The organism is Escherichia sp. KTE114, assembly GCF_000407765.1.
Classification (GTDB): Bacteria; Pseudomonadota; Gammaproteobacteria; order Enterobacterales; family Enterobacteriaceae; genus Escherichia; species Escherichia ruysiae.
In genome coordinates this window covers 824,517-843,320 of the sequence record NZ_KE136626.1, presented here as the reverse complement: position 1 = coordinate 843,320, position 18,804 = coordinate 824,517, and the positions used below count along the sequence as shown (strand labels likewise).

The window sequence follows — 18,804 nt, the reverse complement described above, 5'->3', positions numbered from 1 at the left end:
GAGTGAATATGAGCGTATTACGTTCGTTATTAACTGCCGGGGTGCTGGCGTCGGGCCTGTTGTGGAGCCTGAACGGAATTACCGCTACCCCTGCGGCGCAGGCATCTGAAGATCGCTACGAAGTTACCCAGCAGCGTAACCCGGATGCCGCCTGTCTGGACTGTCATAAGCCAGACACCGAAGGTATGCATGGCAAACATGCTTCCGTTATCAACCCAAATAATAAACTGCCGGTCACCTGCACCAACTGTCACGGCCAGCCGTCACCGCAACACCGTGAAGGGGTGAAAGATGTGATGCGCTTTAACGAGCCGATGTACAAGGTTGGAGAGCAGAACAGCGTCTGTATGTCCTGCCATCTGCCGGAACAGTTGCAAAAAGCGTTCTGGCCGCACGATGTCCACGTAACCAAAGTGGCGTGCGCCAGCTGCCATTCCCTGCATCCACAGCAAGATACGATGCAGACGTTAAGTGACAAAGGACGGATTAAGATTTGCGTCGATTGCCACAGCGATCAGCGCACCAATCCGAACTTTAACCCGGCGTCTGTTCCGTTGCTTAAGGAGCAGCCATGACCTGGTCTCGTCGCCAGTTTCTCACCGGCGTCGGCGTGCTGGCAGCCGTCAGCGGCACCGCAGGACGCGTGGTGGCGAAAACATTGAATATCAATGGGGTGCGTTACGGCATGGTGCATGACGAGTCGTTATGTATCGGCTGTACCGCCTGTATGGATGCTTGTCGGGAAGTGAACAAGGTGCCGGAAGGCGTCTCGCGCCTGACGATTATTCGTAGCGAGCCGCAGGGCGAATTTCCTGATGTGAAATATCGCTTCTTCCGTAAATCTTGCCAGCACTGCGACCATGCGCCGTGCGTTGACGTCTGCCCGACCGGTGCCTCTTTTCGCGATGCCGCCAGCGGGATTGTCGATGTTAACCCGGATCTCTGCGTCGGTTGTCAGTACTGCATCGCCGCCTGTCCGTACCGCGTGCGCTTTATCCATCCGGTCACGAAGACGGCGGACAAATGTGATTTCTGCCGTAAGACCAATTTGCAGGCCGGTAAGCTGCCCGCGTGCGTCGAGGCTTGTCCGACGAAGGCGCTGACGTTTGGCAATCTGGACGATCCCAACAGTGAGATTTCGCAACTGCTGCGCCAGAAGCCCACTTACCGCTACAAGCTGGCGCTGGGAACCAAACCGAAGCTGTACCGCGTACCGTTTAAATACGGGGAGGTGAGCCAATGACGCAGGCTTCCGCATTTCATTTTGAATCGCTGGTGTGGGACTGGCCGATTGCCATCTATCTGTTTTTGGTGGGGATTTCTGCCGGGCTGGTGACGCTGGCGGTGTTGCTGCGTCGCTTCTACCCGCAGGCGGGCGGCGCAGACAGTACGTTGCTGCGAACCACGCTGATTGTCGGGCCTGGCGCGGTGATCCTCGGTCTGTTGATCCTTGTCTTCCACCTGACGAGGCCGTGGACCTTCTGGAAGCTGATGTTCCACTACAGTTTTACCTCGGTGATGTCGATGGGGGTAATGCTGTTTCAGCTCTACATGGTGGTGCTGGTGCTGTGGCTGGCGAAAATCTTTGAACACGATTTGCTTGCCCTGCAACAACGCTGGTTGCCGAAGCTGGGGATCGTGCAAAAGGTTCTGAACCTGCTGACGCCCGTTCATCGCGGACTGGAAACGCTGATGCTGGTGCTGGCGGTGTTGTTGGGGGTTTATACCGGCTTTCTGCTGTCGGCGCTGAAATCGTATCCGTTCCTCAATAACCCGATCCTGCCGGTGCTGTTCCTGTTCTCCGGTATCTCGTCCGGTGCGGCGGTGGCGCTGATCGCCATGGCGATACGCCAGCGCAGTAATCCGCATTCTACGGAAGCGCACTTTGTTCACCGTATGGAAATTCCCGTGGTATGGGGTGAAATCTTCCTGCTGGTGGCGTTTTTCGTCGGTCTGGCGCTGGGCGATGACGGTAAAGTGCGTGCGCTGGTGGCGGCGTTGGGCGGCGGTTTCTGGACGTGGTGGTTCTGGCTTGGTGTTGCCGGGCTGGGGCTGATTGTGCCAATGCTGCTCAAACCGTGGGTGAATCGCAGTACCGGCATTCCTGCCGTGCTGGCGGCGTGTGGAGCCAGCCTGGTCGGTGTATTGATGCTGCGCTTTTTCATTCTCTACGCCGGACAGTTGACGGTGGCGTAAACCAGAAAAGAGGTGGTTTCTGGACGTATTCCTTCCTGAAGTCGGTTTTCTGGCGTTGTTGTTAAGTCTTGGGGTCAATGTGTTGACCCCGTTGACGACCTTCGCGGGAGTGCGGTTGCGCTGGCCTGCCATGATGCGACTCACTTGCATCGGCATTCTGGCGCAGTTCGTGCTCCTGCTGCTCGCCTTTGGCGTGCTGACATATTGTTTTCTCATCAGCGATTTCTCGGTCATTTATGTCGCCCAACATAGCTACAGCCTGCTGTCGTGGGAACTCAAACTGGCGGCGGTGTGGGGCGGTCATGAAGGTTCGTTGCTACTTTGGGTGTTGTTACTTTCCGCCTGGAGCGCGCTGTTTGCCTGGCATTATCGGCAGCAAACCGATCCGTTATTTCCGCTGACGTTAGCCGTTTTATCTCTCATGCTCGCCGCACTGTTGCTGTTTGTGGTGCTGTGGTCCGATCCCTTTGTACGGATATTTCCGCCAGCAATTGAAGGTCGCGATCTCAATCCGATGCTGCAACATCCCGGCCTTATCTTTCATCCACCGCTGCTTTATCTCGGCTATGGCGGTTTGATGGTGGCGGCGAGCGTGGCGCTGGCGAGTTTACTGCGCGGCGAGCTTGATGCGGCCAGCGCCCGAATTTGCTGGCGCTGGGCACTACCTGGCTGGAGCGCATTAACGGCGGGGATCATCCTCGGTTCCTGGTGGGCCTATTGCGAACTGGGCTGGGGTGGCTGGTGGTTCTGGGATCCGGTGGAAAACGCCTCTTTATTACCCTGGCTTTCTGCCACTGCGCTGCTGCACAGTTTGTCCCTGACACGCCAGCGGGGGATTTTCCGCCACTGGTCGCTGCTGCTGGCGATAGTTACCCTGATGTTGTCCTTGCTGGGCACGTTGATTGTCCGTTCTGGCATTCTGGTTTCGGTTCATGCGTTCGCGCTGGATAACGTCCGCGCGGTGCCGCTATTCAGCCTGTTTGCGCTGATTAGCCTTGCGTCTCTGGTGCTGTATGGCTGGCGAGCGCGGGACGGTGACCCGGCGGGGCGTTTTTCGGGGTTATCGCGAGAAATGTTAATCCTCGCAACGCTGCTGCTGTTTTGCGCGGTGCTACTGATCGTGCTGGTGGGAACGCTTTATCCGATGATTTACGGCCTGCTGGGCTGGGGGCGACTCTCCGTTGGCGCACCGTATTTTAATCGCGCGACGTTACCATTTGGCCTGTTGATGCTGGTGGTGATTGTGCTGGCGACGCTTGTCTCTGGCAAACGCGCGCAGCTTCCGGCGCAGCTGGCACATGCGGGCGTGCTGTTGTTTGCCGCCGGGATTGTGGTTTCCAGCGTTAGCCGTCAGGAGATCAGCCTGAATTTACAGCCGGGTCAGCAGGTGACGCTGGCAGGATACACCTTCCGTTTTGAACGCCTCGATCTACAAGCCAAAGGCAATTACACCAGCGAAAAAGCGATAGTGGCGCTGTTTGACCATCAGCAACGTATTGGTGAATTAACGCCGGAGCGGCGTTTTTATGAAGCTCGTCGCCAGCAAATGATGGAGCCGTCAATTCGCTGGAACGGCATCCATGACTGGTATGCGGTCATGGGAGAAAAAACCGGGTCGGATCGCTATGCATTTCGTTTGTATGTACAAAGCGGTGTGCGCTGGATTTGGGGGGGAGGATTGTTGATGATTGCGGGCGCGTTATTAAGCGGATGGCGGGGGAGGAAGCGCGATGAATAAAGGGCTTCTCACTTTGCTGCTGCTGTTCGCCTGTTTTGTGCACGCTCAGGTCGTAGACACCTGGCAATTCGCCAATCCGCAACAACAGGAACAGGCGTTAAGTATTGCCAGTCAGTTACGCTGTCCGCAGTGCCAGAATCAGAACTTACTGGAATCTAATGCGCCGGTGGCAGTCAGTATGCGTCATCAGGTTTACAGCATGGTGGCGGAGGGGAAAAGCGAAGCTGAAATCATTGGCTGGATGACCGAACGCTACGGTGATTTTGTTCGCTATAACCCACCGCTGACCGGTCAGACTCTGCTCCTTTGGGCGCTGCCAGTGGTGCTGTTACTGCTGATGGTGCTGATCCTCTGGCGGGTGAGGGTGAAGCGATGAAAAAGCCTAAAATGCCGGTAAAAATGTTGGTAACACTCACGATTTTGATGGTATTTGTCTGTATTGGTAGTTATCTGTTAACCCCAAAATGGCAGGCGGTACATGCGGAGTATCAGCGTCAGCGCGATCCGTTGCATCAGTTTGCCAGCCAGCAAACACCAGAGACACAGCTTCTGGCATTGCAGGATAAAATCCGCGCCAACCCGCAAAGCAGCGAACAATGGGCGTTGCTGGGCGAGTATTACCTGTGGCAAAACGATTACAGTAATTCGCTGCTGGCGTACCGTCAGGCGCTACGGCTGCGTGGTGAAAATGCAGAACTGTACGCGGCGCTGGCGACGGTGCTTTATTACCAGGCCAGCCAGCATATGACCGCCCAGACTCGCGCGATGATCGACAAAGCTCTCGCGCTGGACGAAAACGAAATCACCGCCCTGATGCTGCTGGCTTCCGATGCGTTTATGCAGGCGAATTACGCGCGAGCCATCGAACTATGGCAAAAAGTGATGGATCTCAATTCACCCAGGGTCAACCGGACACAGTTGGTTGAGTCGATTAATATGGCAAAACTCCTTCAACGGCGATCGGACTAATCATTCGATATTGCAGATTATGTTATTGAGCTGCGTAAAAAATAATCGAATGAACACATGACAAAAATAATCACCAATCAGTATTATTGCAGATTAAACAAATAAAAATCTTTCTATAACAAATGGTTATTCATATAACCTGTCATAAACTCGCGTTATTATGCATTAATGCAGCGAAAAGCTCTGTTGTTAAAGGGTTGCGCAACATACCGCGCAAATGATACTGATCATAAGCGTTAAAAAAATCTACAAACCAACGCAACACAATTCATGCCCTGGCAGTATGTCACGTTCTCGCGTTTCTGAGCGGGGAACGGCGCTCCATTGAGGAAGTCATTCATATGAAAAATATAAAATTCAGCCTGGCCTGGCAGATTCTGTTTGCTATGGTGCTGGGCATTCTCCTGGGAAGCTACCTGCACTACCATAGCGACAGTCGCGAATGGCTGGTCGTCAATTTGCTCTCTCCGGCGGGTGATATCTTCATCCACCTGATCAAAATGATTGTTGTGCCGATTGTTATCTCCACGTTGGTGGTTGGGATTGCAGGTGTTGGTGATGCTAAACAGCTCGGGCGTATCGGCGCGAAAACCATTATCTACTTTGAAGTGATCACCACCGTCGCCATCATTCTGGGGATCACTCTGGCAAACGTCTTCCAGCCCGGTGCCGGGGTGGATATGTCGCAGCTGGCGACCGTTGATATCTCGAAATATCAGAGCACTACGGAAGCGGTACAAAGCAGTTCCCACGGCATTATGGGCACGATTTTGTCGCTGGTGCCGACGAACATTGTGGCGTCGATGGCGAAAGGTGAAATGCTGCCGATTATCTTCTTCTCGGTGCTGTTTGGTCTGGGGCTTTCCTCCCTGCCAGCGACGCATCGTGAACCGCTGGTGACTGTGTTCCGCTCCATCTCTGAAACCATGTTTAAAGTGACTCACATGGTGATGCGTTACGCGCCGATTGGGGTGTTCGCGTTGATTGCGGTGACGGTGGCTAACTTCGGTTTCTCTTCCCTGTGGCCGCTGGCGAAGCTGGTGCTGCTGGTGCATTTCGCTATTTTGTTCTTCGCGCTGGTGGTGCTGGGAATTGTGGCGCGTCTGTGCGGGTTGAGCGTCTGGATCCTGATTCGCATTCTGAAAGATGAGCTGATTCTGGCGTACTCCACTGCCAGCTCTGAAAGCGTGCTGCCGCGAATTATTGAGAAGATGGAAGCCTACGGTGCACCGGCGTCGATCACCAGCTTCGTGGTGCCGACCGGTTACTCCTTTAACCTCGATGGTTCGACGCTGTATCAAAGTATTGCCGCTATCTTTATCGCGCAGTTGTATGGAATTGACCTTTCCATCTGGCAGGAAATCATTCTGGTGCTGACGCTGATGGTGACCTCGAAAGGGATTGCAGGCGTGCCGGGCGTGTCGTTTGTGGTGCTGCTGGCAACGCTGGGGAGCGTGGGTATTCCGCTGGAAGGCCTGGCGTTTATTGCCGGTGTTGACCGTATCCTCGACATGGCGCGTACCGCGCTGAACGTGGTGGGTAATGCGCTGGCGGTGCTGGTGATTGCCAAGTGGGAACACAAATTTGACCGCAAAAAGGCGATGGCCTATGAACGTGAAATGCTGGGCAAATTTGATAAGACTGCGGATCAATAATTGAAGATTGCCGGAGGGTTATATCCACCCGGCAATGTGTGATGCCTGATGCGACGCTTAACGCGTCTTATCAGGCCTGGCTTAACCGTTGGTTAATTTCTCAAACTCTTCACACCCGGTATCAAACCCTTCCATACAGCTCAGGTTCAACCAATGCAGCGCCTTTTGCTTGTTCTTCTCGATAAAACCCTCTTCACCGTTTAAGAACATCATCCCCGCCCAGTACTCGGAATAACCGGTACGGGAAATCGCGGAGCTGCGTTTGAAATACCAGGTTGCTTTGTCATCGTCAGCGGTAATGCCCACGCCGTTGGCGTAAATCAAGCCAAGCAGCATCTGGGCATCAACGGCAGTATCATTCTCTAAATCTTCCGAGGCGTTTTCTAACAGCGAAATCGCCTTCGGATAATCTGGTTTACCCGCCTGGCTATTAACCAGAATATGCGCCAGCGTCACTTCACCTTCTTTACTGCCCGCCTGTGCCGCTTTCTCGGCAAGAACTTTTGCTTGTGGATAGTCCAGACTGACCGGATTGGTGATTTTGATCTGCGCTAACAGCGCGCAGGCATCGGCATCACCGCTGTCAGCGGCTTTCTGTGCCCAATATTCGGCTTTGCTCAAATCGCCGGAGCTAAACCAGCTATCGGCAAGAAAATATTGTGCGCGTTTATCTCCGGCCTCTGCTGCCTTTACATACTGGCTGCCGGGTTCGGAGTCGTTTGCGTGGGCAAAGAATGTCAAAAACAACATCAATGCGATAATTTTTTTCATTTTGATAATACGATTGGGTAGGGAATAGTCAGTATAGAGAGTTCGAATCGATAAAAAAACAGCCTCCGAAAGGAGGCTGTAAGAGGGACTGATTTACGCCAGCGCCGCTTCGCGCAGGCGAGTTTTCAACTTGTTGTACTCGTCAATCACGTACTGCTCGGCGGCGCGCTGATCGGCGATCGGCTCGACGCGCACGGCGCAGTATTTGTACTCCGGCGTTTTCGTAATCGGGCTTAAGTTTTCGGTAACCAGCTCGTTACAGGCACCAATCCACCACTGGTAGGTCATGTAAATCGCCCCTTTGTTCGGACGATCGCTGACCTGCGCGCGGGTGATAATTTTGCCTTTACGCGAGTGCACCCAAACCAATGCCTCGTCTTCAATACCCAGACGTTTGGCGTCTTCGGTATTGATTTGCGCGTAGCCAGGTTCATCAGCCAGCGCCGCCAGCGCCGCACAGTTACCGGTCATCGAACGACAAGAGTAGTGACCGACTTCACGCACCGTTGACAGTACCATTGGGTACTCGTCGGTGAGCTTGTCGATTGGCGCAACCCAGTCGCAGGTGAAGAACTGCGCCAGACCGTTCGGGGTATCAAACTTCTCTTTAAACAGGTAAGAAGTCCCCTGATCGGCATCTGATGTATCGCGGCAAGGCCACTGAATGAAGCCCAGTTCGCCCATTTTCTCGTAAGTCGCACCGTAGAAATCCGGGCACAGATGACGCAACTCATCCCAGATCTCCTGGGTGTTGTTGTAGTGCATCGGATAACCCATACGGGTGGCGATTTCACTGATGATTTGCCAGTCCGTTTTCAGATCCCACTTCGGTTCAACCGCCTTGAAGAAACGCTGGAAGCCACGGTCAGCCGCAGTGTAGACACCTTCATGCTCGCCCCACGAGGTTGACGGTAAAATAACATCCGCCGCCGACGCGGTTTTGGTCATAAAGATATCCTGGACGATGACCAGTTCCAGATCTTCAAAGGCTTTACGTACTGCCGACAGTTCCGCATCAGTTTGCAGCGGATCTTCGCCCATAATGTACGCCGCACGGACTTCGCCATGTGCCGCACGGTGCGGCAGCTCGCTGATGCGATAGCCGGTATGAGCAGGCAGGCTTTCCACGCCCCAGGCTTTGGCGAATTTCTCGCGGTTAGCCGGATCTTTCACGTACTGGTAGCCTGGGTACGTATCTGGCAGCGCGCCCATATCGCAGGCACCCTGCACGTTGTTCTGACCACGAACCGGGTTAACGCCCGCATGTGGCTTACCGAGGTTACCGGTCAGCATTGCGAGGCTGGTCAGAGAACGTACGGTTTCCACGCCCTGATAGAACTGGGTAACACCCATGCCCCACAGAATGGATGCGCTTTCGGCCTGGGCATACATCCGCGCCGCCTGACGAATCTCACTGGCGCTGACGCCGGTGATATCTTCAACCGACTCCGGCGTGTAGCCTTCAACGATTTTACGATACTCTTCAAAGCCTTCTGTGCGAGAAGCGACGAACGCTTTGTCGTACAGATTTTCTTCAATAATGACATGGCCCATCGCATTTAACAGCGCGATGTTCGAGCCGTTTTTCAGTGCGATGTGCATGTCAGCAATGCGCGCGGTTTCAATTTTACGCGGATCGCAGACGATAATTTTCGCCCCGTTACGTTTAGCGTTAATCACATGATTCGCCACGATCGGGTGGGAATCTGCCGGGTTGTACCCGAAAACGAACACTAAATCGGTATTATCAATTTCGTTAATGGCATTGCTCATTGCGCCGTTACCGACCGATTGGTGCAGACCTGCAACCGATGGGCCGTGTCAGACGCGAGCGCAGCAGTCAACGTTATTAGTACCAATAACGGCGCGCGCAAATTTTTGCATTACATAGTTGGTTTCGTTACCCGTACCACGCGAGGAGCCGGTCGTCTGGATGGCATCCGGACCGTACTTCTCTTTGATGGCGCTCAGGCGCTCGGCAACGTAATTCAGTGCCTCATCCCAGGAAACAGGTTCGAGTTTGCCGCCACGCTGGCGACGGATCATGGGGGTTTTCAGGCGCGGGGTCAGGATCTGGGTATCGTTAATGAAATCCCAGCCATAATAACCCTTCAGACACAGAGTACCCTGGTTGGTTTTCCCCTGCGCTGCCTCCGCCCGGACGATTTTGCCGTTATCGACGACCAGGTTGATTTTGCAACCTGATGCGCAATATGGGCAAACCGTGACGACTTTTTTCATCGGTCTCGCTCCAGTTAATCAAATCACGCATACGCGCTCTCGACTACAGTATGCATCTTTTATGCCACATTTTATTTGGGGACATTCCTTGATATTACGGGCACTATTTATTCAAAACTCTGACGAAAAACAGGCTGTCGTCAGTTTTGACGTGACGAAACGAAATACCGCGTGACAGCCATCACGCGGCAGACATTTTATTTTTTCTCGGTGATGGGAGCCGCCTGATACCCGCCGCCCAGCGATTTCATCAACTGAATACTTTGGATCACGCGGCGGCTATCCAGCATCAGTAATGACATCTCTTCGGCAAGCACCGGCAATTCGGCTTCGGTTGCCTGTAAGCGGCTGGTTAAACCGCGCTTGTAGGCGGCGTCGGCGGCGCGCTGGGTGAAGCGGGTCGCTTCTACGCGTTCTGCCTGCATCTTCCGCTCGTCATTCAGCGTTTGCAGACGCGTGCCATTGACTGCAACGTCGCGCACTGCGTTCAGCACGGACTGGTTGTAACGTTCAATCATCATGTTGCTGGCAGCACGAGTGCCTTCGAGATTGGCATTCAACCGCCCACCGTCAAACAACGGCAATTTCAGACCCGGAATGAAGTTGAACTGGCGACTGGTTTTTTTGAATAAGGTATCCAGGTGGATGGAATCCAGGCCGAAAAACGCTTTGATATCAAAGCTTGGGTAGAACAGCGCCCGTGCGGAATCCACCTGATCTAATGACGCCTGAACATACCAGCGCATGGCTTGCAGATCCGGGCGTCTGGCGAGCAACTCATAAGAGAGTGTCGGCGGAATACCGGTCTGGACTTGCGGCAATGCTACCGGTTTGATCTCCGGCATATCGCTGGCGCCCGCGCCAGTCAATGCACGCAGAGATTCTCGCGTTTCAGTGATTTGCCCTTTGACGGCAGCAATTTGTTTATCGACCGCCAGAATCTGCGCCCGCGCGCCGTGGAACGGTACTTGCGCTTCCAGGCCGTGCGCCACTTTACTCTGGTGCGCTCTCACTGCGTAATCAATCACGCTGCGGGTTTGCTCTAACAGATCGAGCATCTGGTAGCTGGCCTGCATACTGTAATAAAGCTGCGCTACGCCTGTAGTGAGCGACAGTTCCACTGCCGCAGTTTCTGCCAGCGCGGCGTTATGCGCGCCAATGGCGGCGGCAACCGCTGAGCGATGTACGCCCCATAAATCGAGATCCAGTCCAGCAAACAAACCTACGGTGGCTTCGGTGTAGTACGGACCATCCATTCCCAGTGCGGGCGCATCCATCGCATAAGGGCTTAAAAAGCCGTTGGCAGAGACGCGTTGGCGGTTGAGCATCCCTAACGCCGCCACCTGCAATTGTGAACCAGCATCTAACAAATCTGCCTGCGACTGCGCTTTTTCTTCCCGCAATTTCGCTTCGGCGAGGGTGTGAGAACCGCTTAACGTCCGTTGGATCAGCGCATCCAGTTGTGGATCATTGAACTGTCTCCACCACTGCGCTTGCGGCCAGCCGGAACTGGCAAGATGAATATCATCGGCAAGTTTGATCTGCTCTGGTTTAAGCTGTTGATGAGGGGCTGAATCCTTACGCACTAACGCACAGCCGGAAATCAGCGTCGCGCTGCCGAGAATGCTGCACAACAACAAGCATGAAAGTTGACGATTGATCATTGAGTGGCTCCTTGTGCCTGTTCCGTGGCGGGCGTTAATGCCGGGGCTGTCCAGTCTGGCAAGCGGGCGATGAGCTGACAGACGTGTTGCTCTTGTTTTAATAAGGTGGGCAGGATGGCCTGCGAGGCGGGTATCTCTTCAAGCGTTATCAGGGGAGAATGGCTGAGTGCGGTTGCCAGAGCGGCAGCGTATTTCTCCAGTGCATCGGCAAAGTGGCTGGCTCTGTCCGGCTGGAGCGCGTGATCCAGCGCCTGCGCCGAGTTCCAGGTGGCATCCCAGGCGTGAAGAATGTCGCGTCCCTGACGAATAACTGTTTGCGAGCGTTCAATCAGTAAGGCGCGTTCATCGCCGTCCAGTTGACGTTCAAGCGCCACGCGTTGGCACATTTCTTCACAGGCATTAAACGCCGCATGTAGACCTATACGAATTTGCAGATAAGTGCGCAGAGCCGTGACTTCCTGCTGGCGCGGGATACGCATCAGTTTGCCTAACATACCCAGCGCGCCGGCCAGTTTTTGCGGCAGTGCACGCGCTTCGCTTTCAGGCCAGACAAAGGTGTAAATCACCGCCGATACCGCCGTACCGATAAGAATGCCGATGGCACGATCGCGTATTTCCACCAGGTCGTAAACCGGACCAAAGACGTTTTCGAGCGTGGCGAGAGCAAAGGTCACCACCATCTGCGTGCCGATATAAGAAGAACGCTCAGAGCTGGTGGCGAACCACGCGCCCACCAGGAAAATCGGTGACAGTACGAGCAGCAATTCGACAATATTGTCCAGCCATGGCATGACCAGTAGCGTAAACAGCAACGCCAGAATTGCACCGCAAAAAGCTCCGCCAAAACGTAGCGCCATCTTCTGGTACGAAGAACCGATATTGGGGTTAGCGACGATCACGCAGGTCAGCATACAGGTGTGAATGCCTTCCCAGTCCACGCCGCTGTAGAAGGTGTAACAGATCAAACAGGCCAGCAGCGTTTTTACCGCGTAACGCATATAGTCCGGATTAGTAAAGGCATCGGCGACCATTGACGGCGGTTTGGCGGCGGGCGTTGGCGGCGTGTGCGGATCCATCTGACCAAGCTGTAACAGTGTCTGGCAGATATTCTCCAGGTTACATTCCCGTGCCGCCATCGCTTCATCTTCACTAAGCCGCCAGTCGCTTTGCCAGCACTGCCCTTTGGCAATAGCATGTTGCAGCTTGTTGATTTCAGCGGCTAATTTTTGCCGAAACTCAATGATTACCTGCGAATCAGCAAAAGAGGTGGGATCGTAGCGATTCAGCGTGGAGTAAATGTAGGTTACCGTTGCCACGCAGCTTTGCCACCATGCGCTATGGGTTCGCCAGTCGGCGTCGTCCGCGAGGCAAAAGACATTCAGTTTTTGCAGCGCCAGCGCCTCTCTTTCAATCCGCGTTTCGGGTAGCGGCGCAAGACTTTCTGTCAGGTGACGTACCGCGTCATCAAGCCGATCATTAAGCGCCTGATGCATCTGCGTAATGGCGCGGCTGGGAAACCACAGCACGCCGATTAACGTCATCAGCAAGGTTGGATAGAGGCCGACAACGATACACCACAGCGTTAAACGCACGACCACTTCCGGGTAGTCGAGCATGGCGGGGAAGGTTTGCCCGTAAATAGCGACAATGGCGACAGCGAAAAAGACCAGTCCCAGCCGATGGGTGCGCATCAAAAACATACAGCCCATCAGGACAGGACCTGCGATGATCAATCTGATCAATGGTTCGCCGTATGACCATTTGTAGATCAAAAACAGGCTGCCGATCTCCAGCACCGTGGCGACCACAAACAAGATCGCCACAAATTTGGTGTAAAACGCGTTCGACTGAATACCGTAAAACAGCACCGCCAGTGATAACGCCACGAAGGGGATCTCGAAGGTCATTGAGATCAGAATCACCAGCAGGCAGCCTACCCAGAGCTGCACGGTCTGCGGCACACGACCAGGCCGCCGCTCGCTTAACTCTTCATGAAAGAACGCCAGCAGCCTGACCACCGGTAATGGCAGGGAGTTGAGGGCGCTCATTATTGCGGCTCAAGATTAGCGACTGCCGACGCGCCGATGCGAAACATTTCCGGGTCAGGTTTATCGACCATGATTTTGACCGGAAAACGCTGGGCAACGCGAACCCAGTTAATAGAACGAGACACTTTCGGCAGGCCGCCAAGCACCAGACCGCCGTCATCCGGCAGCACGCCGTAGCCAATGGAATCCACTTTACCCTCGAAGGTTTTGCCGCTGTCGCTCATCAGGCGAATTGTCGCAGGCGTACCGGCATGAATATTTTTCAGATCGGTTTCGCGGAAGTTGGCAATAACGTACCAGTGACGGGTATCGATTAGCGTGAAAATAGGGCGCATTGCGGAGGCAAATTGTCCAACCGAGGTTTTGAGGGAAATAACCCGACCATCAAACGGTGCGCGAACGGTTGCCATCTCCAGATGCAGTTTGGTCAGCGCGATATCCGCTTCCACCGCTGCACGTTGGGCGACCAGTGCATCGACGCCGCTGACGCCGCTGGCGGCTGACTGCGCCTGCAACAATACGGCATTAAGGTCGGCCTCTGCAGCGCGCTGTGCAGTTCTCGCACGGTCAACTTCTTCAGCAGAAACAAAACCTTCTTTCAGTAATGGTTCGGTACGGTGCAATGTATCGCTGGCCTGTTTAGCGGCGGCGCGGGCTTTTTCTACCGTGGCGTTAACTGAGTCGGCGCCAAACTGTTGGGCGTTAACACTACGCTGGGTGAGCATAATTTGCTTATCCAGTGCGGCGAGGGAGGCTTCGGCTTTCGCCAGATTCGCTTCGTAAGGGCGAGGATCGATACGAAACAGCAAATCGCCCTGTTTGACTGCCTGGTTGTCTGTGACCGCCAGTTCCACAATACGACCGCTGACTTCCGGCACAACATCGATGGTATCTGCTGACGCGTAAGCGTCGTTGGTTGATGGCGCACTGTCTACGCGCCAGATAACGAAAACGAGGGCAACCAGCGCCAGCGCAACGACCAGCAGTGCAGGGATCTTACTGCGAGGAGCTTTTTTCGGCGTACTTTCCATGAGCGCATCTCAAATAGATTAGAAAAATGCCAGCCAGAACAGCATGGCGTAGAGAGCAAAAAGGGCGGTATAAATAATTCCGACAAATGCCAGATTGATATTTGCCCGCTGAATAATTCGCCTCGTGATGAGCGTCAAAATAAGGCTGGCAATGGCGCAGAAAAACCAGCTGGGATAATAAGCGCCGATCACCGGGATTGCCGGAGATAATGAGCATCCCGAAACCATGAAGACGGGAACTATCCAGGCTGTTTTTTTGAGGTGCATCGCCATGCGAGAGAGAACTGTTGGCATATTAAATACATCCTGTCTGCTGCGAACAATATCTGTAGTGAATATCAATATCCATTGAAGGCGTCAGTATGGCTATTTTCTTGATGAATAAAAATAGCTTTATTCAGCCACCGCATTCATAACTTATATATATTGTGTATTAATTTTCTGTACATATTTTTAATATAAATACTTTCGGGGGCTTGAATGCCCCCGAAAATGAGTGGAATTAATTCGGGGTTACGATATTCACCCACAAATCAAAATTATCCAGACAAGCAATAATTTCTTCCAGTTTCGCACCATTGCCAATAATTTTGGCTTTCTTCACTTTTACCAGATCCGCCATTTTCGCCTGTCCGGTCAGCACGGCGTGCAGATCTTCACGGTTAATGTAGAAAGAGGCATTGGCTTGCGGTTGCAGCGTTTTACGGTAGTTAAGCACGCTATCGTTCAGGGTCAGGTTGAGGTTATCGCCGTTACTCATATTGAAGTTCAGGCTGATATTCTTCCCGGCGGCTTTTTCGCTATCGAGGCGAACAGCCATAAAGTCGAACAGCATTTCGACCGACATACCGCGAATGGTATCCGGGGAACCGGTGGTGCCATGGCTGAACTTATGTACCCCTTCGCGCAGCTCTTTCGCGCCAGTCAGGTAGAAACCGCGCCAGGTGGCGGACTCCGCCTGATAACCAAGCTGTTCAAAGTTATTGGCTTGCAGATTCTTCGCTACCTGATCACCAGGATTGGCGGCAATCACCTGTTTCAGCAGTTCTGCCGACCAGCGATAATCACCCTGCTTGTTCGCTTCTTGCGCCAGGTTGATGACGCGTGCGGAACCGCCCAGCGCCTGCACATAACGTTTACCCATCTCCACCTGTCCATACGGATGCAGGTTTGCCGGGTTACCGTCGTAATAGCCGAGATAGAAGTTATATACCGCACGGGCGTTGTGGCTGACAGAACCGTAATAGCCACGGCTGGCCCAGTTATTGGCGAGCGTTGGCGGCAGCTTAATCATGTCGCCGATTTCATTCATGGTGTAGCCCTGGTTTGCCAGGTGCAGGGTTTGATCGTGAATGTACTTGATGGTATCGCGATATTTACCAATATAATCATTGATATGCTTATTGCCCCATACCGGCCAGGTGTGCGGCATAAACAGGACTTCCGCTTCGTTACCCCACATATCCAGCGTTTCGTTCAGATACTCGGTCCACTTGCTGGTATCGCGGGTTTTCGCGCCGCGCAGGGTGTAGAAGTTGTGCAGGGTATGAGTAGCGTTCTCGGCGGTACACAGGGCTTTCAGTGCCGGAATATAGAAATGCATTTCCGCTGGCGCTTCGCTGCCAGGGGTCATCAGGAAGTCAAACTCCAGACCGTCGATAATCATCTTCTCGCCAGTTCTGACGATAGTTTTGGTTGGCGCAATAATGCTTGGGTCACCGGTTGCCAGCGTCACGCCGAGGCCGTTACCCACGTTACCCTGCGCGTTGTGCGGCAGTAACAGGCCGTAAGAGTAGAGCGCACGACGGCTCATAATATTACCCGCCAGTACGTTTTCGCTGATGGCTTCGTCCATAAAGCCAGCCGGAGCGATCACCTGAACTTTTCCCGATTTAACATCAGCTTCAGAGATAATGCCTTTCACACCGCCATAATGGTCGGCGTGGCTATGGGTGTAGATAACCGCAACAATCGGTTTTTGCGGACGATGCTGGAAGTAAAGGTCAAGTGCGGCTTTTGCGGCTGGCGGCGTCACCAGCGGGTCGATAACAATAATGCCTTTCTCGCCTTCCACGAACGTAATGTTGGAGATGTCCTGACCACGCACCTGATACATTTTATCGGTGACTTTGAACAGGCCAGAAATACCGTTGATCTGCGACTGACGCCACAGGCTGGGGTTTACCGTTTCCGGCGCAGCGGCATTAATATCAAATTTGTAATCGTCCGCGCGGTAGTAAACTTTGCCATTCGCATCACGCAGAATACCTTCATCGAGCAGCGGGGCGATAAATCCACGCTGGGCATCGTCAAAATCCTGACGATCGCTAAACGGTAATGATTTGGCGTAATTCTGATTTACCTGTTGCGTATATTGAGTGGCGGCTTTCGCTTCATCTGTTGCGTAAGCGGTATTTACCATCATGCTGCTGGCGGCGGTTAAGGCAATAACAATCCTGCTCAAACGGAATAACTGAGAGTTATTCATATAAATCTCCATTTATCATTTATGTCGTAAATATGTAATCCATGCAAAATACGTCATTTAAAGCTGGCGTTATCATAATTGGGAAACGACGACTTTAATAAACGGAAGTGTGAGCGGAACGAGCCATTTTATTAGGCATTTGTGCTGAAGGTGAAAAAGTACGGCATATCTATTAACAATATCAATAATGTGACATGAATTATATTTTCATTATATATATTGCTTTCCTCTTTCACTTCGCCAGGAAGTACGCACAATGATTAATCAGGTGAATAATGCGGAGTGTAACCATGAAACCCGTGGTGCTGGTGGTGGATGATGACGCGGCTATCTGTGCACTGTTGCAGGACGTGTTAAGCGAACATGTCTTTACGGTTTCAGTCTGCCATACCGGACAGGAGGCAATATCGTGTATTGAAGGCGATCCTGATATTGCGCTGGTGGTGCTGGATATGATGTTGCCTGATACCAACGGCCTGATGGTATTACAACAACTACAGAAAATGCGTCCTGCATTGCCGGTGGTGATGCTGACCGGTCTGGGCAGTGAGTCTGATGTGGTGGTCGGGCTGGAAATGGGCGCGGATGATTACATCTGCAAGCCATTTACCCCACGGGTAGTGGTCGCGCGACTAAAAGCGGTGTTACGGCGCGTTGGCGTGCTGGCGGTCAATGAGGAGAAAAATGCCGGGCTGTCATTTAATGGCTGGTATCTCGATACCACACGCTGCCAGCTACACAATCCGCGACAGCAACTTGTTGAGCTGACTCAGGGCGAATATGGCTTGTTGCTGGCTCTGGCACAAAACGCCCGTCGGGTATTGAGCCGCGAGCAGTTGCTGGAGTTTACCCATAGTGACAGCATAGAGGTGTTTGATCGCACCATCGACGTATTAATCATGCGACTACGACGCAAAATCGAACTGAACCCGCATCAGCCAATGTTGATTAAAACTCTGCGCGGTCTGGGTTATGTCTTCGCTGCCGACGTGCATTAATCCGACATTTCTGTTTGCAGCTCTTCCAGTGTTTTTGCCCCGTCGATGGCGTTGGCGCATAACAGGCTCGCGCGTGCGCAGGCATGTGCCAGTTTGATGCTCTCGGTAAGCGTCCAGCGTTCGTGGCAGCCATACAAAAATCCGGCACAAAACGCATCACCCGCGCCGACGCTACCGATAATCTCGCGCGGTTCTAATTTCCGTGAGGGTATCCACATGCCGCCCTGTTCTGGCGTCTCTCCCCATGCGCCTTCCGCGCAGTGAATCACCACGCGCTGGCGCACGCCCGCATCTAACAGTTCGCGCGCGGCGGCGGCAATATGCGCGATATGTGGCTCGCCGTTAGGCAAACGAATCTCCAGCCCGCTAAATTCCCCAGCCTCCAGTTCGTTAATCACCAGATAATCCAGATGACGCAACGCGGGCAATACCAGCGGCTGATAGCGCGGATCGCCCTTGCGGGAAACCAGATCGAGACAGGTTTCATAGCCAGCGTCATGCATCTGCGCCAGCAGGCGGGCGCTGCGAGTGCCATAAACATCGTCTGGCATATCCAGGCTTTCGAGCAGGAGCAGATAGCCGAGATGGAAGATTTTCATGCTGCTATCAAGCTGGTCGAACGCCGGGAGATCCAGCAGCCGGTTAGCGCCCGGTGAATGGAAAAATGTGCGCTGTCCGCTGGGATCGGTCATCACCTGCGACATCGACGTCGGCGCAAAGGTGGTGCGCTGCACATGCTGGCGGTTGACGTGATATTGCTCCAGCATTGCCATAATGTAATCGCCATCGCTATCCTGACCGATTAGTCCGACCGCCTGCAAAGGCAGCCCGGCGCGCATTTTCGCCAGCGTCAGCAGGACGTTAAGCGGTGCGCCACCGGTAGAGCGTTCACTGTGGGTGATCTCCGCCAGCCAGCCGCGCTCCGGCCACTGGATAATCTGGTGGACGTGATCAACCAGCATATTTCCTGCTGCGATAATACCTTTACGTTCCATCATGCCAGCT

General features: G+C 53.5%; 16 protein-coding genes. 8 read left to right on the top strand and 8 right to left on the bottom strand.

Features of this window, described 5'->3' with window-relative positions; translation table 11 throughout:
* Positions 1-8 precede the first annotated feature (8 nt).
* The 7 genes from nrfB to gltP all read left to right on the top strand — a co-directional run bounded on the left by nrfB (position 9) and on the right by gltP (position 6,558).
* On the top strand, positions 9-575 hold the full coding sequence (gene nrfB, locus WC5_RS16555; RefSeq protein WP_010350662.1) for a cytochrome c nitrite reductase pentaheme subunit: 567 nt from the start codon (positions 9-11) through the stop codon (positions 573-575).
* Positions 572-1,243: a cytochrome c nitrite reductase Fe-S protein gene (gene nrfC / locus WC5_RS16560; protein ID WP_000220281.1), complete on the top strand. Its 672-nt coding sequence runs from the start codon at positions 572-574 to the stop codon at positions 1,241-1,243. The genes nrfB and nrfC overlap by 4 nt, the downstream gene beginning before the upstream one ends.
* Entirely contained in the window at positions 1,240-2,196 is a 957-nt protein-coding gene (gene nrfD, locus WC5_RS16565) for a cytochrome c nitrite reductase subunit NrfD (protein ID WP_000189601.1), read from the top strand. Before nrfC ends, nrfD begins: the two co-directional genes overlap by 4 nt.
* Positions 2,197-2,215: 19 nt before the next feature.
* On the top strand, positions 2,216-3,934 hold the full coding sequence (locus WC5_RS16570; protein WP_071987575.1) for a heme lyase CcmF/NrfE family subunit: 1,719 nt from the start codon (positions 2,216-2,218) through the stop codon (positions 3,932-3,934).
* Positions 3,927-4,310, top strand: a complete 384-nt coding sequence (gene nrfF, locus WC5_RS16575) for a heme lyase NrfEFG subunit NrfF (protein ID WP_001032530.1) — start codon at positions 3,927-3,929, stop codon at positions 4,308-4,310. The genes WC5_RS16570 and nrfF overlap by 8 nt, the downstream gene beginning before the upstream one ends.
* On the top strand, positions 4,307-4,903 hold the full coding sequence (gene nrfG, locus WC5_RS16580; protein WP_000743076.1) for a heme lyase NrfEFG subunit NrfG: 597 nt from the start codon (positions 4,307-4,309) through the stop codon (positions 4,901-4,903). Before nrfF ends, nrfG begins: the two co-directional genes overlap by 4 nt.
* A gap of 341 nt (positions 4,904-5,244) precedes the next feature.
* Positions 5,245-6,558, top strand: a complete 1,314-nt coding sequence (gltP, locus tag WC5_RS16585) for a glutamate/aspartate:proton symporter GltP (protein WP_000789604.1) — start codon at positions 5,245-5,247, stop codon at positions 6,556-6,558.
* Between the two features lie 81 nt (positions 6,559-6,639).
* Here gltP and yjcO read toward each other — a convergent pair whose 3' ends face one another.
* The 7 genes from yjcO to yjcS all read right to left on the bottom strand — a co-directional run bounded on the left by yjcO (position 6,640) and on the right by yjcS (position 16,801).
* A complete protein-coding gene (gene yjcO / locus WC5_RS16590) occupies positions 6,640-7,329 on the bottom strand; it encodes a Sel1 family TPR-like repeat protein YjcO (protein WP_000719891.1) in 690 nt (229 codons plus the stop codon).
* Positions 7,330-7,422: 93 nt separating this feature from the next.
* Positions 7,423-9,570: a formate dehydrogenase subunit alpha gene (gene fdhF / locus WC5_RS16595; protein ID WP_077629246.1), complete on the bottom strand. Its 2,148-nt coding sequence runs from the start codon at positions 9,568-9,570 to the stop codon at positions 7,423-7,425.
* A gap of 197 nt (positions 9,571-9,767) precedes the next feature.
* Complete coding sequence (gene mdtP, locus WC5_RS16605; RefSeq protein ID WP_016231495.1) at positions 9,768-11,234, bottom strand: multidrug efflux transporter outer membrane subunit MdtP; 1,467 nt, start codon at positions 11,232-11,234, stop codon at positions 9,768-9,770.
* A complete protein-coding gene (gene mdtO, locus WC5_RS16610) occupies positions 11,231-13,282 on the bottom strand; it encodes a multidrug efflux transporter permease subunit MdtO (RefSeq protein ID WP_016231494.1) in 2,052 nt (683 codons plus the stop codon). The genes mdtP and mdtO overlap by 4 nt, the downstream gene beginning before the upstream one ends.
* Positions 13,282-14,313, bottom strand: a complete 1,032-nt coding sequence (gene mdtN / locus WC5_RS16615; protein ID WP_000446396.1) for a multidrug efflux transporter periplasmic adaptor subunit MdtN — start codon at positions 14,311-14,313, stop codon at positions 13,282-13,284. The genes mdtO and mdtN overlap by 1 nt, the downstream gene beginning before the upstream one ends.
* 18 nt (positions 14,314-14,331) lie before the next feature.
* Positions 14,332-14,607 (bottom strand): YtcA family lipoprotein, encoded by a 276-nt coding sequence (locus tag WC5_RS16620; RefSeq protein ID WP_010351753.1) that lies wholly within the window; start codon positions 14,605-14,607, stop codon positions 14,332-14,334.
* A 208-nt stretch (positions 14,608-14,815) separates the two neighbouring features.
* Entirely contained in the window at positions 14,816-16,801 is a 1,986-nt protein-coding gene (gene yjcS / locus WC5_RS16625) for an alkyl sulfatase YjcS (protein ID WP_010351755.1), read from the bottom strand.
* 290 nt (positions 16,802-17,091) lie between these two features.
* Between yjcS and WC5_RS16630 the strand changes: the two genes are divergently transcribed.
* A complete protein-coding gene (locus tag WC5_RS16630; protein WP_000805927.1) occupies positions 17,092-17,799 on the top strand; it encodes a response regulator transcription factor in 708 nt (235 codons plus the stop codon).
* Here the strand turns inward: WC5_RS16630 and WC5_RS16635 are convergent.
* Complete coding sequence (locus WC5_RS16635) at positions 17,796-18,797, bottom strand: carbohydrate kinase family protein (protein WP_000970595.1); 1,002 nt, start codon at positions 18,795-18,797, stop codon at positions 17,796-17,798. The genes WC5_RS16630 and WC5_RS16635 overlap by 4 nt on opposite strands.
* Positions 18,798-18,804: the final 7 nt, after the last annotated feature.

Coding starts and splice junctions, on each gene's coding strand:
- nrfB (WP_010350662.1), top strand. CDS start 9: ATGAGCGTATTACGTTCGTTATTAACTGCCGGGGTGCTGGCGTCGGGC.
- nrfC (WP_000220281.1), top strand. CDS start 572: ATGACCTGGTCTCGTCGCCAGTTTCTCACCGGCGTCGGCGTGCTGGCA.
- nrfD (WP_000189601.1), top strand. CDS start 1,240: ATGACGCAGGCTTCCGCATTTCATTTTGAATCGCTGGTGTGGGACTGG.
- nrfF (WP_001032530.1), top strand. CDS start 3,927: ATGAATAAAGGGCTTCTCACTTTGCTGCTGCTGTTCGCCTGTTTTGTG.
- nrfG (WP_000743076.1), top strand. CDS start 4,307: ATGAAAAAGCCTAAAATGCCGGTAAAAATGTTGGTAACACTCACGATT.
- gltP (WP_000789604.1), top strand. CDS start 5,245: ATGAAAAATATAAAATTCAGCCTGGCCTGGCAGATTCTGTTTGCTATG.
- yjcO (WP_000719891.1), bottom strand. CDS start 7,329: ATGAAAAAAATTATCGCATTGATGTTGTTTTTGACATTCTTTGCCCAC.
- mdtP (WP_016231495.1), bottom strand. CDS start 11,234: ATGATCAATCGTCAACTTTCATGCTTGTTGTTGTGCAGCATTCTCGGC.
- mdtO (WP_016231494.1), bottom strand. CDS start 13,282: ATGAGCGCCCTCAACTCCCTGCCATTACCGGTGGTCAGGCTGCTGGCG.
- mdtN (WP_000446396.1), bottom strand. CDS start 14,313: ATGGAAAGTACGCCGAAAAAAGCTCCTCGCAGTAAGATCCCTGCACTG.
- WC5_RS16620 (WP_010351753.1), bottom strand. CDS start 14,607: ATGCCAACAGTTCTCTCTCGCATGGCGATGCACCTCAAAAAAACAGCC.
- yjcS (WP_010351755.1), bottom strand. CDS start 16,801: ATGAATAACTCTCAGTTATTCCGTTTGAGCAGGATTGTTATTGCCTTA.
- WC5_RS16630 (WP_000805927.1), top strand. CDS start 17,092: ATGAAACCCGTGGTGCTGGTGGTGGATGATGACGCGGCTATCTGTGCA.
- WC5_RS16635 (WP_000970595.1), bottom strand. CDS start 18,797: ATGATGGAACGTAAAGGTATTATCGCAGCAGGAAATATGCTGGTTGAT.